20 protein-coding genes are annotated in these 20,715 nt (G+C 62.1%); 7 read left to right on the top strand and 13 right to left on the bottom strand.

Annotated elements, in window-relative coordinates; translation table 11 throughout:
* Positions 1 to 14: 14 nt before the first annotated feature.
* Positions 15 to 1,043, bottom strand: coding sequence for a GlxA family transcriptional regulator (locus tag KXD86_RS06200; protein ID WP_218635180.1), 1,029 nt, complete (start codon positions 1,041 to 1,043; stop codon positions 15 to 17).
* Between the two features lie 123 nt (positions 1,044 to 1,166).
* On the opposite strand from KXD86_RS06200, the gene KXD86_RS06195 reads away from it, so the two are divergent.
* Positions 1,167 to 2,069: an alpha/beta fold hydrolase gene (locus tag KXD86_RS06195; RefSeq protein ID WP_218635179.1), complete on the top strand. Its 903-nt coding sequence runs from the start codon at positions 1,167 to 1,169 to the stop codon at positions 2,067 to 2,069.
* Here the strand turns inward: KXD86_RS06195 and KXD86_RS06190 are convergent.
* Positions 2,066 to 2,578 (bottom strand): DUF2244 domain-containing protein, encoded by a 513-nt coding sequence (locus KXD86_RS06190; RefSeq protein ID WP_218635178.1) that lies wholly within the window; start codon positions 2,576 to 2,578, stop codon positions 2,066 to 2,068. The two genes, KXD86_RS06195 and KXD86_RS06190, sit on opposite strands and share 4 nt — an antisense overlap.
* Positions 2,579 to 2,737: 159 nt before the next feature.
* On the opposite strand from KXD86_RS06190, the gene mtgA reads away from it, so the two are divergent.
* Complete coding sequence (mtgA, locus tag KXD86_RS06185; RefSeq protein ID WP_312846258.1) at positions 2,738 to 3,439, top strand: monofunctional biosynthetic peptidoglycan transglycosylase; 702 nt, start codon at positions 2,738 to 2,740, stop codon at positions 3,437 to 3,439.
* Here mtgA and KXD86_RS06180 read toward each other — a convergent pair.
* Both KXD86_RS06180 and KXD86_RS06175 read right to left on the bottom strand, forming a co-directional pair.
* Entirely contained in the window at positions 3,415 to 4,116 is a 702-nt protein-coding gene (locus tag KXD86_RS06180; protein WP_218635177.1) for a response regulator, read from the bottom strand. The genes mtgA and KXD86_RS06180 overlap by 25 nt on opposite strands.
* The gene (locus KXD86_RS06175) at positions 4,113 to 5,732 is read right to left on the bottom strand and encodes an ATP-binding protein (protein WP_312846257.1); all 1,620 of its coding nucleotides are present in this window, start codon (positions 5,730 to 5,732) and stop codon (positions 4,113 to 4,115) included. The genes KXD86_RS06180 and KXD86_RS06175 overlap by 4 nt, the downstream gene beginning before the upstream one ends.
* A 231-nt stretch (positions 5,733 to 5,963) precedes the next feature.
* Here KXD86_RS06175 and KXD86_RS06170 point away from each other — a divergent pair, with 231 nt between their 5' ends.
* The 4 genes from KXD86_RS06170 to KXD86_RS06155 all read left to right on the top strand — a co-directional run bounded on the left by KXD86_RS06170 (position 5,964) and on the right by KXD86_RS06155 (position 9,758).
* The gene (locus KXD86_RS06170) at positions 5,964 to 6,941 is read left to right on the top strand and encodes a Bug family tripartite tricarboxylate transporter substrate binding protein (RefSeq protein WP_218635176.1); all 978 of its coding nucleotides are present in this window, start codon (positions 5,964 to 5,966) and stop codon (positions 6,939 to 6,941) included.
* Positions 6,938 to 7,384 carry a tripartite tricarboxylate transporter TctB family protein gene (locus KXD86_RS06165; RefSeq protein WP_218635175.1) on the top strand — a complete coding sequence of 149 codons (447 nt, stop codon included), beginning with the start codon at positions 6,938 to 6,940 and terminating at the stop codon, positions 7,382 to 7,384. The genes KXD86_RS06170 and KXD86_RS06165 overlap by 4 nt, the downstream gene beginning before the upstream one ends.
* Positions 7,384 to 8,910, top strand: a complete 1,527-nt coding sequence (locus KXD86_RS06160) for a tripartite tricarboxylate transporter permease (protein WP_218635174.1) — start codon at positions 7,384 to 7,386, stop codon at positions 8,908 to 8,910. Before KXD86_RS06165 ends, KXD86_RS06160 begins: the two co-directional genes overlap by 1 nt.
* A 185-nt stretch (positions 8,911 to 9,095) precedes the next feature.
* Positions 9,096 to 9,758: an NAD-dependent epimerase/dehydratase family protein gene (locus tag KXD86_RS06155; RefSeq protein ID WP_228739483.1), complete on the top strand. Its 663-nt coding sequence runs from the start codon at positions 9,096 to 9,098 to the stop codon at positions 9,756 to 9,758.
* A gap of 7 nt (positions 9,759 to 9,765) precedes the next feature.
* On the opposite strand, the gene KXD86_RS06150 is transcribed toward KXD86_RS06155, so the two are convergent.
* On the bottom strand, positions 9,766 to 11,436 hold the full coding sequence (locus KXD86_RS06150) for a GMC family oxidoreductase (RefSeq protein ID WP_218635172.1): 1,671 nt from the start codon (positions 11,434 to 11,436) through the stop codon (positions 9,766 to 9,768).
* Between the two features lie 41 nt (positions 11,437 to 11,477).
* Positions 11,478 to 12,989: a CoA-acylating methylmalonate-semialdehyde dehydrogenase gene (locus tag KXD86_RS06145; RefSeq protein WP_218635171.1), complete on the bottom strand. Its 1,512-nt coding sequence runs from the start codon at positions 12,987 to 12,989 to the stop codon at positions 11,478 to 11,480.
* Between the two features lie 186 nt (positions 12,990 to 13,175).
* On the opposite strand from KXD86_RS06145, the gene KXD86_RS06140 reads away from it, so the two are divergent.
* Complete coding sequence (locus tag KXD86_RS06140; RefSeq protein ID WP_218635170.1) at positions 13,176 to 14,141, top strand: LysR family transcriptional regulator; 966 nt, start codon at positions 13,176 to 13,178, stop codon at positions 14,139 to 14,141.
* Here KXD86_RS06140 and KXD86_RS06135 read toward each other — a convergent pair.
* From KXD86_RS06135 to KXD86_RS06105, 7 genes are all read right to left on the bottom strand, one after another.
* Positions 14,088 to 14,873 (bottom strand): ZIP family metal transporter, encoded by a 786-nt coding sequence (locus KXD86_RS06135; protein WP_218635169.1) that lies wholly within the window; start codon positions 14,871 to 14,873, stop codon positions 14,088 to 14,090. The genes KXD86_RS06140 and KXD86_RS06135 overlap by 54 nt on opposite strands.
* A 26-nt stretch (positions 14,874 to 14,899) precedes the next feature.
* The gene (locus tag KXD86_RS06130; protein ID WP_218635168.1) at positions 14,900 to 16,000 is read right to left on the bottom strand and encodes an oxidoreductase; all 1,101 of its coding nucleotides are present in this window, start codon (positions 15,998 to 16,000) and stop codon (positions 14,900 to 14,902) included.
* Between the two features lie 126 nt (positions 16,001 to 16,126).
* Positions 16,127 to 16,399 (bottom strand): Rdx family protein, encoded by a 273-nt coding sequence (locus tag KXD86_RS06125; RefSeq protein ID WP_218635167.1) that lies wholly within the window; start codon positions 16,397 to 16,399, stop codon positions 16,127 to 16,129.
* 4 nt (positions 16,400 to 16,403) lie between these two features.
* Entirely contained in the window at positions 16,404 to 17,345 is a 942-nt protein-coding gene (locus tag KXD86_RS06120) for an alpha/beta fold hydrolase (RefSeq protein WP_228739331.1), read from the bottom strand.
* 26 nt (positions 17,346 to 17,371) lie between these two features.
* Positions 17,372 to 17,824 carry a hypothetical protein gene (locus tag KXD86_RS06115; protein ID WP_218635166.1) on the bottom strand — a complete coding sequence of 151 codons (453 nt, stop codon included), beginning with the start codon at positions 17,822 to 17,824 and terminating at the stop codon, positions 17,372 to 17,374.
* Positions 17,821 to 19,527 carry a L,D-transpeptidase family protein gene (locus KXD86_RS06110; protein WP_228739330.1) on the bottom strand — a complete coding sequence of 569 codons (1,707 nt, stop codon included), beginning with the start codon at positions 19,525 to 19,527 and terminating at the stop codon, positions 17,821 to 17,823. Before KXD86_RS06110 ends, KXD86_RS06115 begins: the two co-directional genes overlap by 4 nt.
* A gap of 62 nt (positions 19,528 to 19,589) precedes the next feature.
* Positions 19,590 to 20,651, bottom strand: a complete 1,062-nt coding sequence (locus KXD86_RS06105; RefSeq protein WP_218635165.1) for a PA0069 family radical SAM protein — start codon at positions 20,649 to 20,651, stop codon at positions 19,590 to 19,592.
* Positions 20,652 to 20,715 lie beyond the last annotated feature (64 nt).

Here is a 20,715-nt window from a genome sequence, read left to right as displayed (position 1 = left end):
AATGATAGTAATTCTCAGTCATTGTGCGCCGCCAGCTGTGGTCGGGTGCGCCCGGGCGTGACGTAGCTGAATCGCCGGCGGTATTCCTCCATGGTGCACCCGACGTTCCGCTTGAAGAGGCGCCGGAACGAGCTGGCATCTTCGTAGCCGACATCCCAGATAATCTGGGCGGTCTGGCGCCGGGTTGACTCCAGGCCATGCTTGGCGGCTTCAATCCGCAGGTGTTGCAGGTAATTCAATGGCGTTTCGCCAGTGGCGTCCTTGAAGCGCCGCTTGAACGTTCTCGGCCCCAGTCTGGCCCGTTCGGCCAGGTCGTCGATGGCAATAGGGTCGGCGTAGTGCTGCTCCAGCCAATCCTGAATGTCGCCGATCACCTCGTCCTGATGGGCTCGGCTGCTGTAAAAGTTCATATAGGGCGATTGCTCCGCCCGGCGGGCGTCCAGGATCAGCAATTTGCTGCAGGCCACGGCGAGCGCGGGGGAACCCAGTCTCTCAACGAGGTACAGGCACAGGTCGATGAACGAGGTTGCGCCCCCGGCGCAGATGATCTGGCCGTTATCAACCAGCAATTGCTCCGCTTCCAGCCTGATGTCCGGATAGCGCCGGCGAAAGGCCGGGGCCGCCCGCCAATGGGTCGTGGCGACGTGTTGTGCCAGCAAGCCGGCCTCGGCCAGGATAAAACTGCCCGTGCAAACGCTGGCCACAATGGCACCGCGGTCCAAGGCCGAACGCAACCAGGGATAAAGGTGGCGGGACTGGTCGAGTGCCGCACTGATGTGACGGTCGCCGATCACGGCCTCCATCGCGGAGCCGACAATGATCACGTCGGGCTGGAAATCCTCCCAGCGCACCGTTGGCGCAATCGGAATCCTGCTGAACGAGTGCACCGGCTCATTATCGATGGTCACGATCTGGCAATCGAACAGTGGCTCGTTCCGGGCTGTGCCCCGGTCGCAGTAGTTAGCGGTGGCGAAAAAATCCATCACACCGACAATGCCGGTACCGTGGCAGAAGGGCAGGGCGACAATGGCGATCTTATTCATGGCGGGGTGTCCTTTTTCGCATCTACAGTGTCAAATATGACACTCACGGGTCGGTCTGGCAAGTCGTAATCTGAAACCGTCAATCAGGTTGGCCATCCGGCCAACAGCGAAGGAGGGATTGTCATGACTGCCCAATTCACAACCAACACAGATGTCGCAACACGGCTCCCGCAAGCACCGCTGGCCAGACGCAACGGACGGGTGGCTGCCATCGGAACGGCCCTGCAATGGCTGCATCGGGTAGCGCCCCACACAGCCGGAAACATCGTTGAGAGTCTGTTCTTCTCGCCCCAGCGGCTGCCCTTGCCGATCCGCTACGAATACCTGCTCGACGAGGCGACCAGCTACACCCAGCTCCAGTATGGCGCGCAGATCGTCCCGGTTTACAGCTGGGGGCATGGTCCGGTGATCCTGATGGTGCACGGCTGGTCCGGTGGCGGCATTCAGTTCGGGGCATTTGTTCAGCCCCTGGTCAAGGCCGGTTTTCGGGTGGTGGTGTTTGATGCGCCCGCCCACGGTCGGGCCCAGGGTAGCCAGACCAACCTTTACGAGATGGCGGACGTGGTGTTCAAGGTTGCGGCCAGTGTGGGGCCGGTCGAGGCCATCATTGCACACTCGATAGGTTCCCTGGCCGCGGCGCGTGCGGTGGTGGATGGTATCCGGACCAGGCATCTGATCATGCTGGCACCACCCCGGGACCTGGATTCCGTCGTGGCCGGTTTCGGCGCCACCCTCGGACTGTCCGAGGCCATGGTGTCAGAACAGCGCCGGCGGATGGAGCGGCGATTCGGTTCCGATGTATGGCGCCAGTTCTCATTCGATGAGCTCGCACCGGACCTTGCCCCCCGAGGACTGGTGGTTATTGATCGCGACGATCAGTCGGTTCCGGCCAGCCAGAGCGACCGCGTTTATCTGACGTGGCCCGGCTCGGAAAAGCTGCAGACCGAGGGGCTGGGGCACTTCAAACTGCTGTGGCACCCGAGCGTGGTGGAACCGATCTACCGTCGGCTCACCAACGCCGCCTAGAACCAGAGCCCGATCTCCGGATCGGGCTCTCTTCGTTCAATCACCAGCCCCCGCGACTCCAACAGTTGTATGAGAATCTCGGTGTCCTCGATGTTCAGGAAACTGCCGAGCGTGACCTGGGTATCCCGGTGGATCAGCTCCAGTTTGGGCGCGGTGAAGGGATGTCGGGGCGCGTTGAGGCGCAGCCGGGCATAGCGACGGGGCAGCGTCCATTCTGCGAGTTTCCGGGTCCTGCCTTTTTCGATATGGATGTCGGTGTCGCTGACCGTGAGCACCTCCCGGCGCTGGCAGGCCCTCGAAGTGAGGTAGAACCCTGCGGCGAGGGCGGCCAGTTCGAGTCCGGCGAACGGAATGATGACCCAGGCGCCGGCCATCGCCATGCCGCCGGCAATCATGGCAGAGAGGGCCAGCAGGGCCAGCCAGATTTTCACGTTGCCACGCCAACTCAGGGAGTGATTGGGGGTCAGCAGGAGCCGGAAGCCCTCCGCGTGCTTGAGATGCTCCACCATGGTCCGATGCCTTTGAAGTCAGGCCTTGTCGTTATACGACGCATAGCGACACTCCGATGACGGGGCCGCCTGAATGATTGGTAATTCAAACAGGGGGCAATCCACGACATACTGAGCGCCTTTAACTGATGATAGTCAAAACAGACTGGTGGCGAATCTGTGGCGCGACAATCCCTGATCAGAAAATCCCTGAACGCGGTGGCCTGGACGCTCGCTGGTGTTCTGCTGTTGATGGTCGCCGTGATCACCCTGTTCCGGTTCGTGGATCCGCCGACCTCGAGCTTCATGTTGGGTTATCGGGTGTCGGCGCCGGGACAGCCCTTGCACCAGGAATGGGTCGATCTGGAGGCGATTTCTCCGTGGATGCCACTGGCGGTGGTTGCCAGCGAGGACCAACGTTTTCCCCATCACTGGGGCGTGGATTTTAACGCCATCCGGAAGGCGCTGGCGGAATACAGCGCCGGTGAAGGCCTGAGAGGGGCGAGTACCATCACTCAGCAGACCGCCAAGAACCTGTTTCTGTGGAACGGGCGCAGCTTTGTTCGCAAGGCCCTTGAGGCCGGACTGGCACTGGGCATTGATGTGCTCTGGCCGAAGAAGCGCATTCTTGAGGTGTACCTCAATGTCGCGGAGTTTGGCCCGGGCATCTACGGCGTGGAAGCGGCGAGCCGACTCTACTTCGGTATTCCGGCCAGCCGGCTCTCCGAGGTCCAGGCGGCCAGATTGGCGGCGGTGCTGCCAAACCCGAAGGTACTGAGTGCGGGTAGGCCTTCGGCCTACGTCTGGGAACGGGTGACCTGGATTCGCGGTCAGATGGCCCAGTTGTCGGGTCTGAATTACTTGCGTGGTGTGCTGCAGTAGCGACGTTCGGGCCGTCCGACACTGCCGTAGCTGACTTCTGCCGTCGCCTCACGCCGGCCTACCAGGTACTCAAGATAGCGGCGGGCGGTCGTCCGGGATGCGCCCATGGCCGCACCCACCTCCTCGGCGCTCCACTGCCCGCCACCGGCCATCACCTCGCGGATCTTGTCCAGGGTAATGCCATCGATGCCCTTGGGAAGACGAGCCTCGTCAGGCGACGGCGCCGGGCCTTCCTCCCCCGCGTTGCGGGGAATGAGGGCATCGACTTCTTTCTGGGCAATCTGGTCCAGGCCCGACAGCTGGTTCAGGTGGTCCCGGTAGCGCTGGACCGCTTCCTCCAGGCGCTCGAACACCAGTGGCTTCAGGATGTAATCGAAGACTCCCCCGCGCAGGGCGCTGCGCAGGGTATCCACTTCTTTCGCGGCGGTGATCAGGATCACGTCGCTGCTGCTGTCCTGCGCGCGGAGCTCGCGGAGCAGATCCAGGCCGTTGCCATCGGGAAAGTAGACATCCAGAAGGATCAGGTCCGGGGCCATGACATCAATCAGGTCGCGGGCATCGGCGAGCGTGTGGGCTATGCCGCACAGCTCAACATTGTCCAGGCGTTCGGCGAATCGTCGTTGAATTTCCGCGATCTTGCGGTCATCTTCGATGATCAGTAATCGTATGGTGCTCAATGACTGCGCTCTCCGTCCGGTCGTTTGGGTAAGTAAAGCGTGAAACGGCTGCCGCCCGACACCAGATCGTCGACGGTCACGGACCCGCCCCAGCGATCCAGGAACTGGCTGACCAGGTGAAGGCCATAGCCATGGGCGTCTCCGGCTTTCGAGCTGACACCTTTCTGGAAGATCCGTGCCCGCTCGGCTTCCGGGATCCCCGCGCCCTGGTCCTCCACCTCAAAAATCAGGTCTTCGCCCAGGTCGGTCATGGACAGCCTGACCTGGCCACCTTCGCCTGTCTGCCTGCGCGTTGCCTCCAGGGCATTGTCGATCAGGTTGCCAAGCACACTGACCAGCTGCTCACGGGGCAGTTCCGCCGGAATATCAGCCATCTGGCTGCCGGGATCAATGTCCAGGTGCAGCCCCATCTCCCGGGCGCGGTTGTACTTGCCCAGCAGGCAGCCGGCGATGACGGGATCCGGCACGGCCTCCAGCAGCAGGTGGATCAGTGTCTGATGATCACTGACTTCGCTGCCGATCAGGCTGAGGGCCTCCGCCGTGGCGCCAATCTGGATCAGGCCGGCAATGGTGTGAAGCTTGTTGGAGTATTCGTGGGTCTGGCTTCTGAGGGTGTCCGCATACTGCTGGATCCGGGTGAGTTGGCGGCTGACCTGGTCCACCTCGTCACGGAGCCGGAAGCTGGCAACCACGCCGATGATCTCCGCACCCTGACGGACGGGCAGTCGGTTGACCACCATCTGCCGGTTGCGCATCCACACTTCGCGGTCGAAATCGGGCGTGCCCGATTCCAGAACCGGGAGCAGGTCGCTCTCGGGCAGAACTTCAAGGATCGGGCGGCCGGCCAGCGGGGTGTCCGGCGGTAGCCCCAGGGTTTTCAGCGCCGTCCGGTTGAGGGTGGTGATGATGCCTTCCCGGTTGATGGCAATGATGCCCTCGCGAACCGACTGCAGGGTGGCTTCCCGTTCCTGGAACAGGCGGGCGATCTCTTCCGGTTCCAGGCCGAAGATGGCGCGTTTGAAGCGGCCGGCAATAATGATCGCGGCAACAATGCTGACCAGCAACATCAGCCCGACAACCCCATAGAGCACAAAGTTGTAACGCTGGATGGTGGTTTCGACCTGGTCCACCGCGTACCCCACGGACACAATGCCGATGACGCTGTCGGATGCCGGGTCGACCACCGGCGCCTTGCCCCGCATGGATTCGCCGAGGCTGCCCAGGGCCCGGTCGACGTAGGCCTCGCCGCCGATCAGCGCCCGCCGGCCATCGTCACCGTCGTCATCGGCCATGGAATGACCGATCCGGCTGGGGTCGGGGTGGGCAAGGCGCAGGGCGTCCTGATCGCCAATCACGATGAACAGCGCTTCGTTGGTCTGGGCCAGGCGTGTGGCCAATTGGTTCAGGTCATCCAGCTCACGTTCGCGGATGCCCTCCACGATGGCCGGCGAGGCCGCCACCGTCTTGGCCACCATGAGGGCCCGCTGCCCGATTTCGTCGTAGAGGGATTCGCTGAGGTAGAAACCGGCGAAGGCACCAATCAGGGCCGTTTGCAGTGCGCTGACCAGACCAAGGGTCAGGATCATCCGGGTTTTGAGTCGGGTTTTTCGGAACACGGTGTCAGTCGCGTTTTGTTGTCGTTTGGTGTTCAGGGTAAAGCACCCATGGGGATATTGCCCGTGAACTTAATGCACAAAACGTGTTTTAGGTTATTTAAAGGCAATACGCCCACAAGCTTCAGGACGTGGTGGTCAGCTTTTAACCTGTTTTGCAGTCGTTCCGCGAGCCCTGCCAACAACGGGCCAGACCTCAGGAGCGATCACAAAAACAAGTGAGAGGTGACAACCATGTTTATCAAGCGAACCCTGTCTTTCGTGGCGGCGACCGCCGTCAGTATGTCTGCCATGGCCTGGCAGCCCTCCGGAAAAGTGGAATGCATTGCACCGTCGGATCCCGGCGGCGGCTGGGACTTCACCTGCCGAAGTGCCGGTAACGTCATGCAGGAACTGGGGCTGATCGACGGCAGTGTGCAGACCGTGAATATGGCTGGCGCCGGTGGTGGTGTAGCCTACGCGCACACCGTCAGCAAGCGCGCTGACGACAGCAAGCTGTTGGTGGCAGCCTCAACCGCCACCACCACGCGCCTGGCCCAGAAGCAGTTCCCGGGCATGGACGCCGGCATGGTGAACTGGGTTGGAGCCCTGGGCGCCGATTACGGCATTATTGCCGTCAGCAGCAACTCCGAGTACCAGAACCTGAACCAGCTGATGGACGCCATCAAGGCCAATCCGAAATCGGTCAAGTTTGCCGGGGGCAGTGCCCGGGGTGGCTGGGATCACCTCAAAGTCCTGATCACCGCGAAAGCCGCGGGCGCCGGAAACCTGCCAAAGATTCCCTACCTGTCCTACAACAACGGTGGTGAGGCGATGACCCAGGTGGTCGGCGGCCAGGTCACCGCGTTTACCGGCGACATTTCCGAGGTCACCGGGTTCATGGACTCCGGCGATCTGCGCGTGCTCGCCGTGCTTGCGGAAGAGCGTCTGCCCGGACGGTTCAGCGACATCCCCACAGCCCGGGAGCAGGGGGTGGACGCCCTGGGACCAAACTGGCGCGGCTTCTACATGCCCAAGGACGCGTCACCCGAAGCGAAGCAATACTGGACCGAGGCGGTGGACACACTCTACGCCAGCGCCGAATGGAAAAAGGTCATGAAGAGCAATGGTCTGATTCCGTTCCATCCGTCGGCGGGCGAGTTTGACGCCTTCGTGCGGAACCAGGTTCAGGACATTGAAAACCTCTCTCGCGAAATCGGGCTGTTGAAATGACGGGCTTCGGTGATCGCGTTCTCGGACTGGGCCTGCTGGTCCTCGCCGTTGCCTACGGCTGGGCCGCGCAACAGTGGCCCGAGCCGTTTGGTGGGGCGGAGGGCGTTGGCCCGGAAACCTTTCCCACCATTCTTTCGGTGGTGCTCGTGGCGGGCAGCCTTTACCTGATGATCCGGCCAGATCCGGACGCCCAGTGGCCGGTCCGCAAGTCCGCGCTGGAACTGGTGGTGTCGTTGCTGGTGCTGGTGGTGTACGCCTTCCTGCTGGAGCCGCTGGGCTTTGTCGTCGCGACGACCCTGGCCGTGGGCACCCTGAGCTGGCGGATGGGGGCGGCGCCCCGCCGCGCCTTCGTGACCGGGCTGGCCAGTGCGGTGGTGGTATTTGTTCTGTTTAACTACGGCCTGTCCCTGAGCTTGCCGGCTGGCTTGCTGGAGGTGCACTGATGGAAACCCTGGGCTTTTTGATGGACGGGTTCGCGGTGGCATTGACGCCGTACAACCTGATGTTTGCCCTGTTCGGCGCCTTCGTCGGTACCCTGATCGGCTGTTTGCCGGGCCTCGGGCCGGCCAACGGTGTCGCGATCCTGATTCCGCTGGCGTTCACCCTGGGCCTGCCGCCGGAAACCGCCATGATCCTGCTGACCTCGGTCTACGCGGGGGCGATGTACGGTGGCCGGATCTCCTCGATCCTGCTCAACATTCCCGGCGATGAACCGGCGATGATGACCTGCCTTGACGGGTACCCGATGGCGCAGAAAGGGCGCGCGGCCGATGCCCTGGCGGTATCCGCCATCGCCTCGTTCGCCGGTGGCCTGATTGGCACCATCGGCCTGATCATGCTGGCGCCGGTACTGGCGCGATTCGCGCTGACTTTCGGACCGGCGGAGTACTTTGCGCTGTTCCTGCTGGCGTTTGCGACCCTGGGCGGAATCACCGGCAAGAACCCTATGAAAACGGTGATTGCCGCAACGCTGGGCATCATGATCTCCACGGTCGGAATCGATATTTCCACGGGTACACAGCGCTATACCTTCGGGATCCTTGAGCTGTACGAGGGCATTGACTTTATCCTGGCGATCGTCGGCCTGTTCGCCATCTCTGAGCTGCTGTTTTTTGTCGAGTCCCGCATGGGCAAGGGCCGCGAGAAAGTGAACGTGGGCAAACTGACCCTCAGCTTCAAGGAGTTCGTCACCACCATCCCGACCCAGCTACGCGGCGGGGTGCTTGGCTTCATTTCCGGTGTCCTGCCGGGCGCCGGGGCTTCGTTGGGCAGCTTTATCAGCTACACCCTGGAAAAACAGATACTGGGCAAGAAAGGTCGCTTCGGTGAAGGTGACATCCGGGGCGTGGTTGCGCCTGAAGCCGGCAACAACGGCGCGTCGTCTGGTGCGCTGGTGCCGATGCTCACCCTGGGCGTGCCGGGAAGTGGCACCACGGCGGTACTGCTGGCGATGCTGATTTCCCTCAACATCACCCCGGGACCGCTGATGTTCACCCAGAACGCCGACATTGTCTGGGGCGTGATCGCCGCGCTGCTGATCGGCAATGTGCTGCTGCTGGTGCTGAACATCCCGCTGGTGGGCTTTTTCGTCAAGCTGCTGTCGGTGCCGCCGATGTTCCTGCTGCCGATCGTCACGATGGTGGCGTTCGTTGGCATCTACTCCATCAGTCACAGCACGTTTGATCTGTACTTCATGATCGCCTTTGGTGTGGCCGGCTATTTTCTGCGCAAGCTGGAAATACCCCTGGTGCCGATCATTCTGGGGCTGCTGCTGGGGCCAGAGATGGAGAAGAACCTGGGGCACGCGCTGGTGTTGTCCGATGGCGACTGGAGTATTCTCTGGGCCAGTCCGCTGGCGATGGGGCTGTGGCTGGTTGCCGGCCTTGGACTGGTGCTGCCGTACCTGATCGGTCCGATCCTGAGGCGCCGCATGAACTCCGCCATGAAGGAGAGCCCGGTCAGCGATTGAGGCCTCAACGGCATGCTCCCACCTGACGATCTGTTGTCAGTCTTGCACCGGGCCTTGCCCGGTGCTTTTTTATCTGCCCGACGGGCTCGCTTTCTGGAATGCGCCGTGCTGATTTAAAGGCAGTGCGCCCGGCATTGTGAGAGACTGGCATCAGAGACTGCGGAGGAGATAAGGCTTTGAAGGTAATGGTAGTAGGGGCAACCGGACTGACCGGCGCCAAAGTCGTTGAGGGGTTGCTGGCTCGCCCTGAAGTCGAGGCAGTGGTCACCCTGGTACGGCGAAAGACCGACAGGGTTCACCCCAAACTGACGGAACACGAGGTCAATTTTGACAACCTGGAGGCGTCGTCCGGGTTGTTCAGCGTCGATGCCATCGTCTGCTGTCTTGGCTCCACCATCAAGAAAGCCGGATCCCGGGAACAGTTTCGAAAGGTGGATTACGGCTATTGCCTGAAAACCGCGGAACTGGGCCGGTCGGCCGACGTCCGTGCTTTCATCCTGATGTCCGCCATTGCGGCCTCGTCCGATTCAACCATCTTCTACAATCGAGTGAAGGGGGAGCTGGAAGACGCCGTGCGCGGGTTGGGTTACCCCTACCTGTCGATCTATCATCCGAGCCTGTTACTGGGCGACAGGCAGGAGCAGCGCACCGCCGAAGCCCTGGGCATCAAACTGATGCCCCTGGTCAACCGGGCGCTCATAGGCCCGCTGGAGAAATTCCGGGGTGTGCCGGCGGCTACCGTGGCCCGGGCCATGGTCAACGAGGTGTGTGCGTTGACCCCCGAGCGAATGACCGGGCAGGGCACGCAGACCCGTGAGTACCCGGACATCGTCGCACTGGCGCACTGAGCCGGAACTACTCTCCGGCCAGAATCCAGCCCGCCGCCTTTTCAGCAATCATCAGGGTGGGGGAGTTGGTGTTGCCGCTGGTAATCGTCGGCATAACGCCCGCATCAACCACCCTCAGGCCGCTTACGCCCCGGACTTTCAGGTGGGGATCGACTACCGCCAATTCGTCGTCCGACCGGCCCATACGAGTGGTGCCGACCGGGTGGAAGATGGTGGTGCCGATGTCGCCCGCCAGCTTGGCCAGTTCGTCGTCGGTCTGATATTGCAGGCCGGGTTTGAACTCCTCGGGCTGGTACCGGGCAAAGGCTTCCTGCTCGGCGATGCGCCGGGTCACCCGGAGCGAATCCGCCGCCACCTTGCGGTCTTCCGGCGTACTCAGGTAATTGGGGGCAATGGCGGGCGCCTGTTTCGGATCCCGGCTGCGAATGCGCACGGTGCCGCGGCTGGTCGGGTTGAGGTTGCACACGCTGGCGGTGATCGCCGGGAAGTTGTGCAGGGGTTGCCCGAAGGCGTCCAGGCTCAATGGCTGGACGTGGTACTCGATGTTGGCGTGCTCGAATTCCTCGGAGCTGCGGGTAAACAGGCACAGCTGGGACGGCGCCATGCTCATGGGGCCAGACCGGGTCAACAGGTATTCCAGGCCGATACGGGCCTTGCCCGCCAGCGAATTGGCCATGGTGTTCAGGGTGGTGGCGCCGTGGACTTTGTAGATCGAGCGAATCTGCAGGTGGTCCTGTAGGTTCTCGCCCACCCCCGGCAAGTCGGCCACCACCGGTATGTCGTGCGCTTTCAACAGGCCAGCCGGCCCAATGCCGGATAGCTGCAGCAGTTGGGGCGAACCAATGGCGCCGGCAGACAGAATGACCTCCCGGCTTGCCCGGGCTGCGATCTCGCCTTCGCCGGGCCGATCAACCCGGACCCCGGTGCAGCGGGGTTCATCGCCACCATCGGACATGTCCAGGCCGAGCACGTGGGTGGAGTGCCACAGGGTCAGGTTGGGGCGCTTTTCGGCCTCCCGGAGAAAGGCCTTGGAGGTGTTCCAGCGCCAACCGGAACGCTGGTTGACCTCGAAATAATCAACGCCCTCGTTATCACCCCGGTTGAAGTCCCGGGTGCGGGGGATGCCGGCCTGAACACAGGCTTCGGCAAAGTCCTCGAGGACCTTCCATTTCAGACGCTGGTGCTCAATGCGCCATTCCCCGCCGTGGCCGTGGTATTTTCGATGGTCCGGATCGGCGTCGCCACCGTCGTCGAGGCGATAGTGATCCTCGTGCCGCATGAAATCCGGCAGGCAATTATTCCAGGTCCAGGCGTCTTCGCCGGTGATCTCAGCCCATTGATCGTAATCCCGGGCCTGACCGCGGATGTACAGCATGCCGTTGATGCTGGAGCAACCACCGAGGGTCTTGCCCCGGGGGTAGATCAGCGTGCGGCCATTGAGTCCTGGCGTCGGATCGGTGCGGAAACACCAGTCGGTGCGCGGATTGTCGATGCAATAGAGGTAACCCACCGGAATGTGAATCCAGTGGTAGTTATCCCGGCCACCCGCTTCGATCAAGAGAACCCGGTTGTTGGGATCTGCGCTCAGACGGTTGGCCAGCAGGCAGCCGGCGGAGCCGGCACCCACCACGATGTAGTCGAACTCAAGCTGTCCCTGTGCGTTCTTGTTGTCGGACATGGCTTTCTCCGAATTCTGTCTTAACGGTAGAGGCCGCGGCGTTACTTGGCCGTGGGCATCACAAATTCAGCGCCGGCATCAATGGAGTCGGACCAGCGTTGCATGATGGATTTCTGCCGGGTGTAGAAGCGCACGCCTTCCTCGCCGTAGGCGTGGGTGTCGCCAAACATCGAGCGCTTCCAGCCACCGAACCCGTGCCAGGCCATGGGGACCGGGATGGGCACGTTGATGCCGACCATGCCAATCTGGATGCGGCGTCCGAACTCACGGGCCACACTGCCGCTTTCGGTGAAACAGCTGACGCCGTTGCCGAACTCGTGGTCGTTGATCAGCCGGATCGCCGTGGCAATGTCGGGCACCCGAACACAGGCCAGAACCGGTCCGAAGATCTCTTCTTTGTAAATGGTCATCTCGGGGGAGACATGGTCAAACAGGCTGCCGCCCATCCAGAACCCCTCATCGCATCCCTCGCCGGTGCTGGCGCTGTTGAATTCGCGGCCATCGACAACCAGTTCGGCGCCTTCTGCCACGCCTTTCTCAATGTAGCCGGTAATGCGCTGGTGCGCGGCGGCGCTGACGATCGGCCCCATCTCGGCATCCAGTTCCATGCCGTCCTTGACCTTCAGGGCCTTAGCCCGCTCGGCCAGGCGCGGCATGATCTTGTCGGCAACATCGCCCACCAGTACCGCCACGCTGATCGCCATGCAGCGCTCGCCAGCGCTGCCATAGGCGGCCCCGATCAGGGCGTCCACGGCTTTATCCAGGTCGGCGTCGGGCATCACCACCATGTGGTTCTTGGCGCCGCCCAATGCCTGGATGCGCTTGCCGTGACGGGCGCCGTTCTCATAGATCAGGTTGGCAATGGGTGTGGACCCGACAAAACTCAGCGCCATCACGTCCGGATGCTCGATCAGGGCCTCCACGGCCGTCTTGTCACCCTGTACCACGTTGAACACGCCGTCGGGCAGGCCTGCCTGCTTGAGCAGGTCCGCAATCATCAGGGACGCGCTGGGGTCGATCGGGCTGGGCTTGAGGATGAAGGTGTTGCCCGCGGCAATCGCCACCGGAAACATCCACATGGGCACCATTGCCGGGAAATTGAACGGGGTAATGCCGGCAACCACGCCCAGCGGCTGACGGGTGGTCCAGTTGTCGATACCGGTGCTGACCTGTTCGGTGTAGTCGCCTTTCAACAGCTGCGGGATGCCACAGGCAAATTCGACAATGTCGATACCGCGGGCGACTTCACCCTGGGCATCGGTAAAGACCTTGCCGTGTTCGCGGGTGATGGCCTCGGCGAGGGCATCCTTGTGCTGGTTGAGCAGTTCAAGAAACTTGAACATGACGCGGGCCCGACGGATGGGCGGCGTGTCGGCCCAGCTGGGAAAGGCGGCGTTGGCGGCGGCCACTGCCTGCTCGACATCCTCCCGGTTGGCGAGAGCAACCTGCCCGGTCACCTTGCCGGTGGCCGGGTTGAAAACGTCCTGGCTCTGTCCCGACGTGCCGTCTGACATTTGCCCATTGATATAATGCTGGATCGTTGGATTGCTCATGGTGGCCTCGTTTCTGTTCTGGTCTGGTTGTTCGTCGGTTTCTTCAGGAACGGTGGTTTCTGGTATTGGGGCTTATTGATGAAGAATTAAACAAGTAAATTAGTGCCAGTTGGGCAACGAAGCAATTGAGAAATTCAAAACCATGATATAAGTAATGCTTATATTGTGTTCATCGAGGTGTCCCTGATGCAGCATCTTCAAGGGTTACGAGCGTTCGTTACGGTGGCCCGTGAGGGCAGTGTCTCCCGGGCGGCCGAACGGCTTCATCTGACCCAGCCGGCGGTCAGCCTGAAACTCAAGCAGTTACAGGACGATTTGGGGTTGAAGCTGTTCCGGCGCAAGCCCCAGGGCCTGGTCCTGACCGAGGACGGCCAGAGTCTGTTGCCGATGGCGGAAAAGGCACTGGCGGGACTGGCCGCTTTTGAACAGAGTGCCCGGGCGCTTCACAGCACCGTACGGGGTCGACTGCGGATCGGAACGATTGTGGACCCGGAATTCATTCGCCTGGGGGCGTTCCTGAACCGGTTGGTCGCCCGGGCTCCCCAGCTGGAGACGGAGCTGCACCAGGGCATGAGTGGCAGCGTTCTGGAACAGGTCCGGTCCGGCAAGCTGGACGTGGGCTATTTTCTGGCGCCCCCGGGAACCGGTCCCGCCTTGCCGGAGCTGGCGCATCGGGAGCTGGCCCTGTTCGACTACCATGTGGTTGCGCCTCCGGGGTGGGCGAACCGAGTGGCGGACACACGCTGGGCAAGCCTGGCGCAATTGCCGTGGATCGTCACGCCGCCGGATTCGGTGCATAACCGGCTGCTGGCCAACGTGACGGAGCCGCTGGGTCTGGTGCCCCATGGCGTTGCCCAGGTCGATCAGGAAGCCTGCATGCTCGATCTGGTTCGGGCTGGCGTGGGGCTGAGCCTGGCCCGGGATGCCCTGGCCATGGCCGAGCGTCAGGAGCGTGGGCTGGTGGTGGTTAGCGGAGTCCGCCTGCCGTGTGCATTGAGTTTCATCTGGCGTCGAGACCGGGAAGCCGAACCGGTGATCGCCGAAGCGCTGGAGGCGCTCGCCGGGGTCTGGTTGTTTGATGCCCCGGCTCCGGGAGGCTCAGCCCAGCGTCGCGTCGAGGAACATCATGACCACGAAGCCGGCCAGCAGTGAGAAGGTGGCCAGGGTTTTGTAAGAGTTCCGGTGGGTTTCGGGGATGATCTCGTTGCTGATGATAAACAGCATGGCGCCCGCGGCGAACCCGAGCGTCCACGGCATGATGGGCTCGGCGAGCCACACCAGAGTGGCCCCGAACAGCCCGCCAACGGGTTCGGCCAGGCCAGTCAGCAGTGCAATCCCGAATGCCTTGATCCGTGAATAGTTGATTGCCAGTAACGAGAAGGCAACGGCGAGGCCTTCGGGTATGTTCTGGATACCGATGCCCGTGGCCAGCACATAGCCATTGCGCACATCGCCGCCGGCGAAACCGACGCCGACCGCCATGCCCTCGGGAAAGTTATGCAGGGTAATGGCAATAATGAACAGCCAGATCCGCCGGATGTGCGCGGGGTTGGGCCCTTCCAGGCCCAGATTGAAGTGTTCGTGGGGCAGCTTCTGATGGATATAGAACAACGCCCCGGCGCCGGACAGGACGCCAAGGATCACGAACAGGGCCGCGCCCCAGGTTGTTCCGATCAGATCCTCGCCATACTCCAGTCCCGGAAGCAGTAACGAGAAGAACGAGGCGGCCAGCATCACGCCGGCCGCTCCGGCCAGCATGCTGTCCTGAAGCCGGTCGGTCAGGGTCCGGAGAAAGAACACGGCCAGCGCGCCGAGGCCGCTGGCCAGGCCGGCCAGAAGGCTCGCCAGCGTGCCCAGCCAGACAATGCTGATGTCCGTGCTCATTCATTCTCCCGGGTCTGATGGCCGATTCAGGCGGCTTGTTTACGGCGCCATTCCAGCTCGTTCTGGAGGGTAGCCTTGGGCTGCAGCATGGCGAAGTCCAGATCGTCGATCTCTTTGCCATCTTTGAGCCTCTGGACAAAGTCGGGATTGGCCAGGGCTTTTTTGCCGACGGCCAGGAGTGCCTCCGGATACTGCGCGGCAAGGTCCGGGTGGCTGTTTTCATCAATGCCGCCATTGATGATCAGCGCCACGCCCGCCACATCACGGACGACATCGGCAAGGGATTTCTCACCCTCAATGAAGGCGGCCCGGCGTACGTCTCCGTCCGTGGTGTGGATGAAATCCGCACCAGCGTCCCGCACCGCCTCGACAATCTGGCGGAAGCCGGATTCGCCCTCCGGAAGCTGGTAGTCCGGATCGGTCACGGTACCCTGGGACAGTCGAATGCCGAGTGTGAACTCGTTGCCCACGGCATCCCGCACGGCTTTGATGGTCTCGACCACGATCCGCAGGCGATTCTCGAGCGAGCCGCCGTACTCGTCTTCACGGTGGTTGAAGTGGGTGCTCAGGAACTGATTCAGCAGGTACCCGTTGGCACCGTGGAGCTCAATGCCGTCGAACCCGGCGGCCTTGGCGTTCTCAGCCGATTGGACAAAGCCACGAATCGCCGCCTTGATGTCGGCCTGGGTCATGACGGCGGGCGTCTGCCATGCGGTCTGATCACCGTAAAAGCTGAGCGGTTCACCTTTGGGCAAGACCGCGCTCGGCGCCTTGGGCTGATCGGTGTAGTGGCTGGCCTGGAACTGAGCGCCGGCGTGCATGAGCTGAACGAAAATCTTGCTGCCCGCGGCGTGGACACGGTCGACGATGGCTTTCCAGCCGTCCCGCTGCGCGTCGTTGATGATACCGGGCTGGTTCGCGTAGCCCTGACTGGCGTCATCGTCGGTGTAGGTGCCCTCGGTGATCAGCAGGCCAAAGCCGCCTCTGGCGTAGGCCTCGTAATGGTCGGCCATCAGCTCATTCGGGGTGCCGTCCGGTTCGGCGCTGGTCCGCGTCATGGGTGCCAGTGCGAATCGATTGGCCAGTGTCAGGTCGGTAAAGCGAGTGCTCTGCATGACGTCGCTCATGTCGTTCCTCCCATTCTTGATTGAATGTTCAAGTACGCATGGTCGGTGCTGGCAGTTCAGGTTGAAAGTGGATTCTTCCGATGAATCCGGTCAGAAATTTTGAACCGGTCTGAGATCACCTTTCGGTTAGCGGTCGGTGTGGCCCAGTGAACGGTCCGGATCGATTTCATCCCGGACCAGTTGCTTGAGTTTGGTGATTTCCGGAAACCCCTGCTGCTCCTTGCGGGACCAGATGCGGCGGCCATTGACCCAAACCTCGAAAATACCACCGGTACCCGGGTGCAGGGTGAGTTCGTTCAATTCGCCTTCAAAGGTGGTGAGCAGTTCCTGCGCCATCCAGGCTGAACGCAGGAGCCAGCGACAGCCTGTGCAATAGTGAATGTCGACGCGGTTGGTCATGGTGTCAGGCCTCCGTTGCGAAAGTGGTGTGGTTCAGGTGCTGCCGTATCCGCAGGAACAATGGGTCCTGGAACTGCTCCGCCAGCGGGTACAGGTGACCTGCACCCGGCAGCAGGGTCAGTTCGGCGTGGGGCAGATTGTCAGCGAGGTGGCGCGCGTAGTCCACCGGTATGAAAGGATCCTGTTCGCCCTGGTAAACCAGGATCGGGGTGGTAATGTCGGCGAGCCGGAAGCCCCAGTCCTCCAGCTCGGTCATCAGATCGGTGGCAATTGCCCGGCCTCCACTGGCAAGGCACATCAGCTGGTCGCGCCGAAAGGACTCGCCCTTGAGAAAGAAACGAAGCAGATTCCGGTCCTCTTCGCTGACCAGTTGTTCGGCTTCGCGCAGGTACAGGCCAGGATGCCGCTGCGACAGCCAGACGACCAGTCTGACCACCAGCCGGGTTAGCCCGGGGCTGTGCCGGGCCAGCCTGGGACCGGGCCAGCGGGTCGCTTCGATCAGGTTCTGCGCACCCGGGTATTCGGAAAAATGGGTGTAGCCGGACAGACAGACGCCGAGATCGACCCGGTGGCCGAGTCCATAGCAGCAGGCCAGGGTGCGCGAACCGCCGCTGGACCAGCCCAGATGGCTGAAGCGGTCCAGGGCAAGGTGGTCAGCCAGCTGGCGGATGTCGTCCGGATAATGGAGTAGCGTTCGCCCGGGTTGGTAGTCCGACGCACCAATGCCCGGCCGGTCCGGTGTGAGTAACCTGAAGCCGTGACGCCGCGCCCGTTCGTGCAGGAACCGACCCTCCAGTCGACAACCGGGCATGCCGTGGCCGAAGATCAGCGGATAGCCGGCCGGATCGCCCAGGTCGGTATAGGCCAGACGTCGCCCGTCTGACAAAGACAGGCATTGGTCCCCTTTGACCGGGGTGGGGCGCTGTAACGGGGGGCTTGCCTCCAAAGGCTGGTTTCCTGTCCCGGTAAGATTCAATCCGTCTCGTAGGTCGGGTATGTCGATCGCGACAGCGTGGGCTCACAGCCAATCACGCCCCGTGCCTGTTTATGGGCGTGAAGGTACCAGCGTTGGCCGGCTTTGGTAAACGTCCGTTCGGTCACCGTGTAGTCGACCGTTTCCATGGTCTGTGGAATTGGAGAGCCGTCAGCGTGTCGATACACGCAGCTGGTTGCCAGGGTCAGGGGGGTGGCGACCGGTAATTCTATGAAACCGTCTTCCCGGACTTGCGGCGGATTTCCCTCCACTCCGGTGATTTTCAGGCACGGCCCGTAATGGTTCTTGTCGAGATCCTCCAGGAATTCGCTCAGACAGTGCTGGGCACTCAGGAACACGACGTTGCGGGCGGCACCCTCCTGCTTATCGGGAAGCGACTCGCACCCGGCGAGGGCGAGGATCGATATCAGTGCGGCGAAGAGGCGTTTCATGGCTGCTCCTGGCTTCTGGTGCTTGCGGACGTCCTGTGCAAAACCGCCGTCGGCGTCATTCGCCCGGCATCCCCCGAGGGCGTTTCGCGAAGACGGTTTATAAGGCGGTTATCACGATTATAGATGTCATCGCGAAGCTGGAGACCGCCGTGCTCATCCACCCAGGCTGTCCAGTATTGAATGTACACGGGGATGGGCTGTGGTAACACTATGGTCCGGGTTTCGGAAGACTCTGCGGCGTCTAGAATCCGGTCCAGGCTCCACTCTGGATGCCCGGACAGCAGTTGCTCCGCCAGTGGAAAAGGGTCTTCCACACGAATGCAGCCGGCGCTGAAAGAACGGCCAAGGCGACCGAACAGGGATTGCGACGGTGTGTCGTGCAGGTAGATGTCGTACGGGTTGGGAAACATGAACTTGATCCGGCCCAGTGCGTTGTTCGGCCCCGGCGCCTGTACCAGCTGGTAGGGAAAGTAATCGCCGGATAACGAGGCCCAGTCAACCGTGGCGGGATCCACCCGCTGGCGGTCGGTGCCCCAGCCCTGGTACACCTGTATGTTCAGGCGCTCAAGGTAGTCGGGGTCGCGGAGGATCCGGGGAAGATGATCCTCAATCATCAAGGTCCGGGGTACCGTCCAGGCGGGGTTCAGGACCAGGTACCGGATTCGATCACTGAAGACCGGCGTTTGTCGGTAGGGCTGGCCGACGATGACCCGTCGGTGCAGCCGGAGGCGACCATTGTCGATCAGATTGAGTTCGTAGCCGGCGATGTTGACCAGGACAAACCGGTCACCAAGCGATTCCGGAAGCCAGCGCCAACGTTCCAGCGACGCATCAATCCGCCGTATCCGTTCAACGGGCAACAGGTTGAGGGCGGCCAACGTCTGTCGGCCGATGAGGCCGTCCGGTTCGAGTCCGTGGCGGGCCTGGAACGCCGGCACAACCACTTCGAGTTCGCCACTGTAATGCCGGAGGTCCGACGCCAGTTGGTAGTCGGGCAGGTCGCCCAGGGCTGTTAACCGACGGCGTATTTCCGGCATCCGATCGTCCCGGTCGCCGGGACCAATGACCGGGCCGCCGGCAATGGGCAGCCAGGGCTGGCCAAGGAGCCTGGTCATTGTTTGGCGGGCCCGGACCAACCCCTGGTATCCGGAGTGGTTTGGGCGCAGTGATTGCAGTGTTCCGGCAATGTCGCCGCTGCTCAGCGCCGTTTTGAGTAGGGTGTCCAGCCGCCGTTGTCGACGATTGGCCGTCCATTCCGCTTGCAGGGTTTTCGGGTTGACCTTGCCATCAAGCAGGTGGGACCCAAGGAGCATGAAGGCATCGGAGAGGAGTAAGTCCATGTCGGCCTGCAACTCGCGGGAAAGCTCGGGCAGGGTACGATGTGCCAGGTCGTAGAGCACCTCCGAATGATAATCCTCGGGGTCCAGGCCATCCTGAACGGCCGTTTCAACGGCGCTGATCAGTTGCTGGCGATGGTCCGGGGATTGCCAGGCCCGCTCGTACCCGGTGGCCCGGTAGAAATCCAGCAGCGCCTGCCGCGCGAGCAGGGGAACGCCGAGCACCTCGACCGGGAAACCGGCACCGAGCGCCTCGACCCGTTCGGCAATGGCCTCGTCGGCATCCGCGGTTCCGGAGAAAACGGTTGTGGCGCCAAGGGCAATGACCAAAAGCATCCTGCTTGCGACAGTCCTTGATCCAGGCATTGCGTTTCTCCGGAACGTCCATGAAGTGCCTCAGCGGAAGACTGGGCACACACGTTTCGACGCTACCAGAGTCCCATTTGTTCCCCGGCAGGTCGCTGGAAAAGATCGTTCCGCAACGGCTCTTCCTCGTGCAGGTTCAGTCCCAGCTGCCGGGCCTTCCTGGTAAATCGCTGACGGATAAGGTCCGAATAGGGACCGGTGCCGGTCATCCGGCGCCCGAAGGTGGCGTCGTAGCTCTTGCCGCCCCGCAAATCGCGGATCCGGTTCATGACGTGCTCCGCGCGCTGCGGAAAATGCCTGTGTAGCCAGTCCTGGAAGAGTTCATCCAGCTCCAGGGGTAAGCGCAGCATGATCCAACTGGCTCGGGTGGCCCCGGCGGCGGCCGCTGCGGTCAGGATAGCCTCGATTTCCTGGTCATTCACGAACGGGATCACCGGCCCCAGAATGATGCCGGTTGGAATGCCCGCCCCGGCGAGCTGCTCGATCATTCTAAGCCGCGTTGCCGGAGCTGCGGTGCGCGGTTCCATGCGGCGTTTCAGGTCGTTGCTGAGGGTGGTCAGGCTGACGCGGACCGAGCACAGGCACTGGCGGGCAAGTTCCGACAACAGATCCAGATCCCTGAGAATCAGCGCCCCCTTGGTGATGATGGAGACCGGGTGGCGATATTCCAGCAACACCTCGAGCAATTCGCGGGTGATTCGGCGACTGCGCTCCAGGGGTTGGTAGGCATCCGTGTTGACGCCCAGGGCAATGGGCGATACGCGATAGCCGGGTTTGTCCAGTTCCTCCCGCAGTTTCCGGGCGGCATTGGGCTTGGCAATCAGGCGGGTTTCGAAATCCAGTCCCGGCGACATGTCCCAGTAGGCATGGGTCGGGCGGGCAAAACAGTAGATGCAAGCATGCTCGCAGCCACGGTAGGGGTTGATGGACTGATCGAAGGGCACGTCCGGTGACGTGTTGCGGCTGATGATCGACCGGACCGTTTCGTTGACAACCTCGGTGGCGAGGGAATCCGGGTTAAGGTCGTCTTCCGGCGCGTGATGCCAGCCATCGTCCACGTCGCGGTCGGTGACAATTGTCTGGAAGCGGTTGTGGGGATTGAGGCCGGTTGCGCGGGTTTTCATCGAGGACACCAATACTGTTTAAATGTACAGTATTTGGTATGCTACCCCTGCCGCCTGATGGATG

The organism is Marinobacter arenosus, from assembly GCF_019264345.1.
Classification (GTDB): Bacteria; Pseudomonadota; Gammaproteobacteria; order Pseudomonadales; family Oleiphilaceae; genus Marinobacter; species Marinobacter arenosus.
This window is presented reverse-complemented; position numbering and strand designations above follow the sequence as displayed.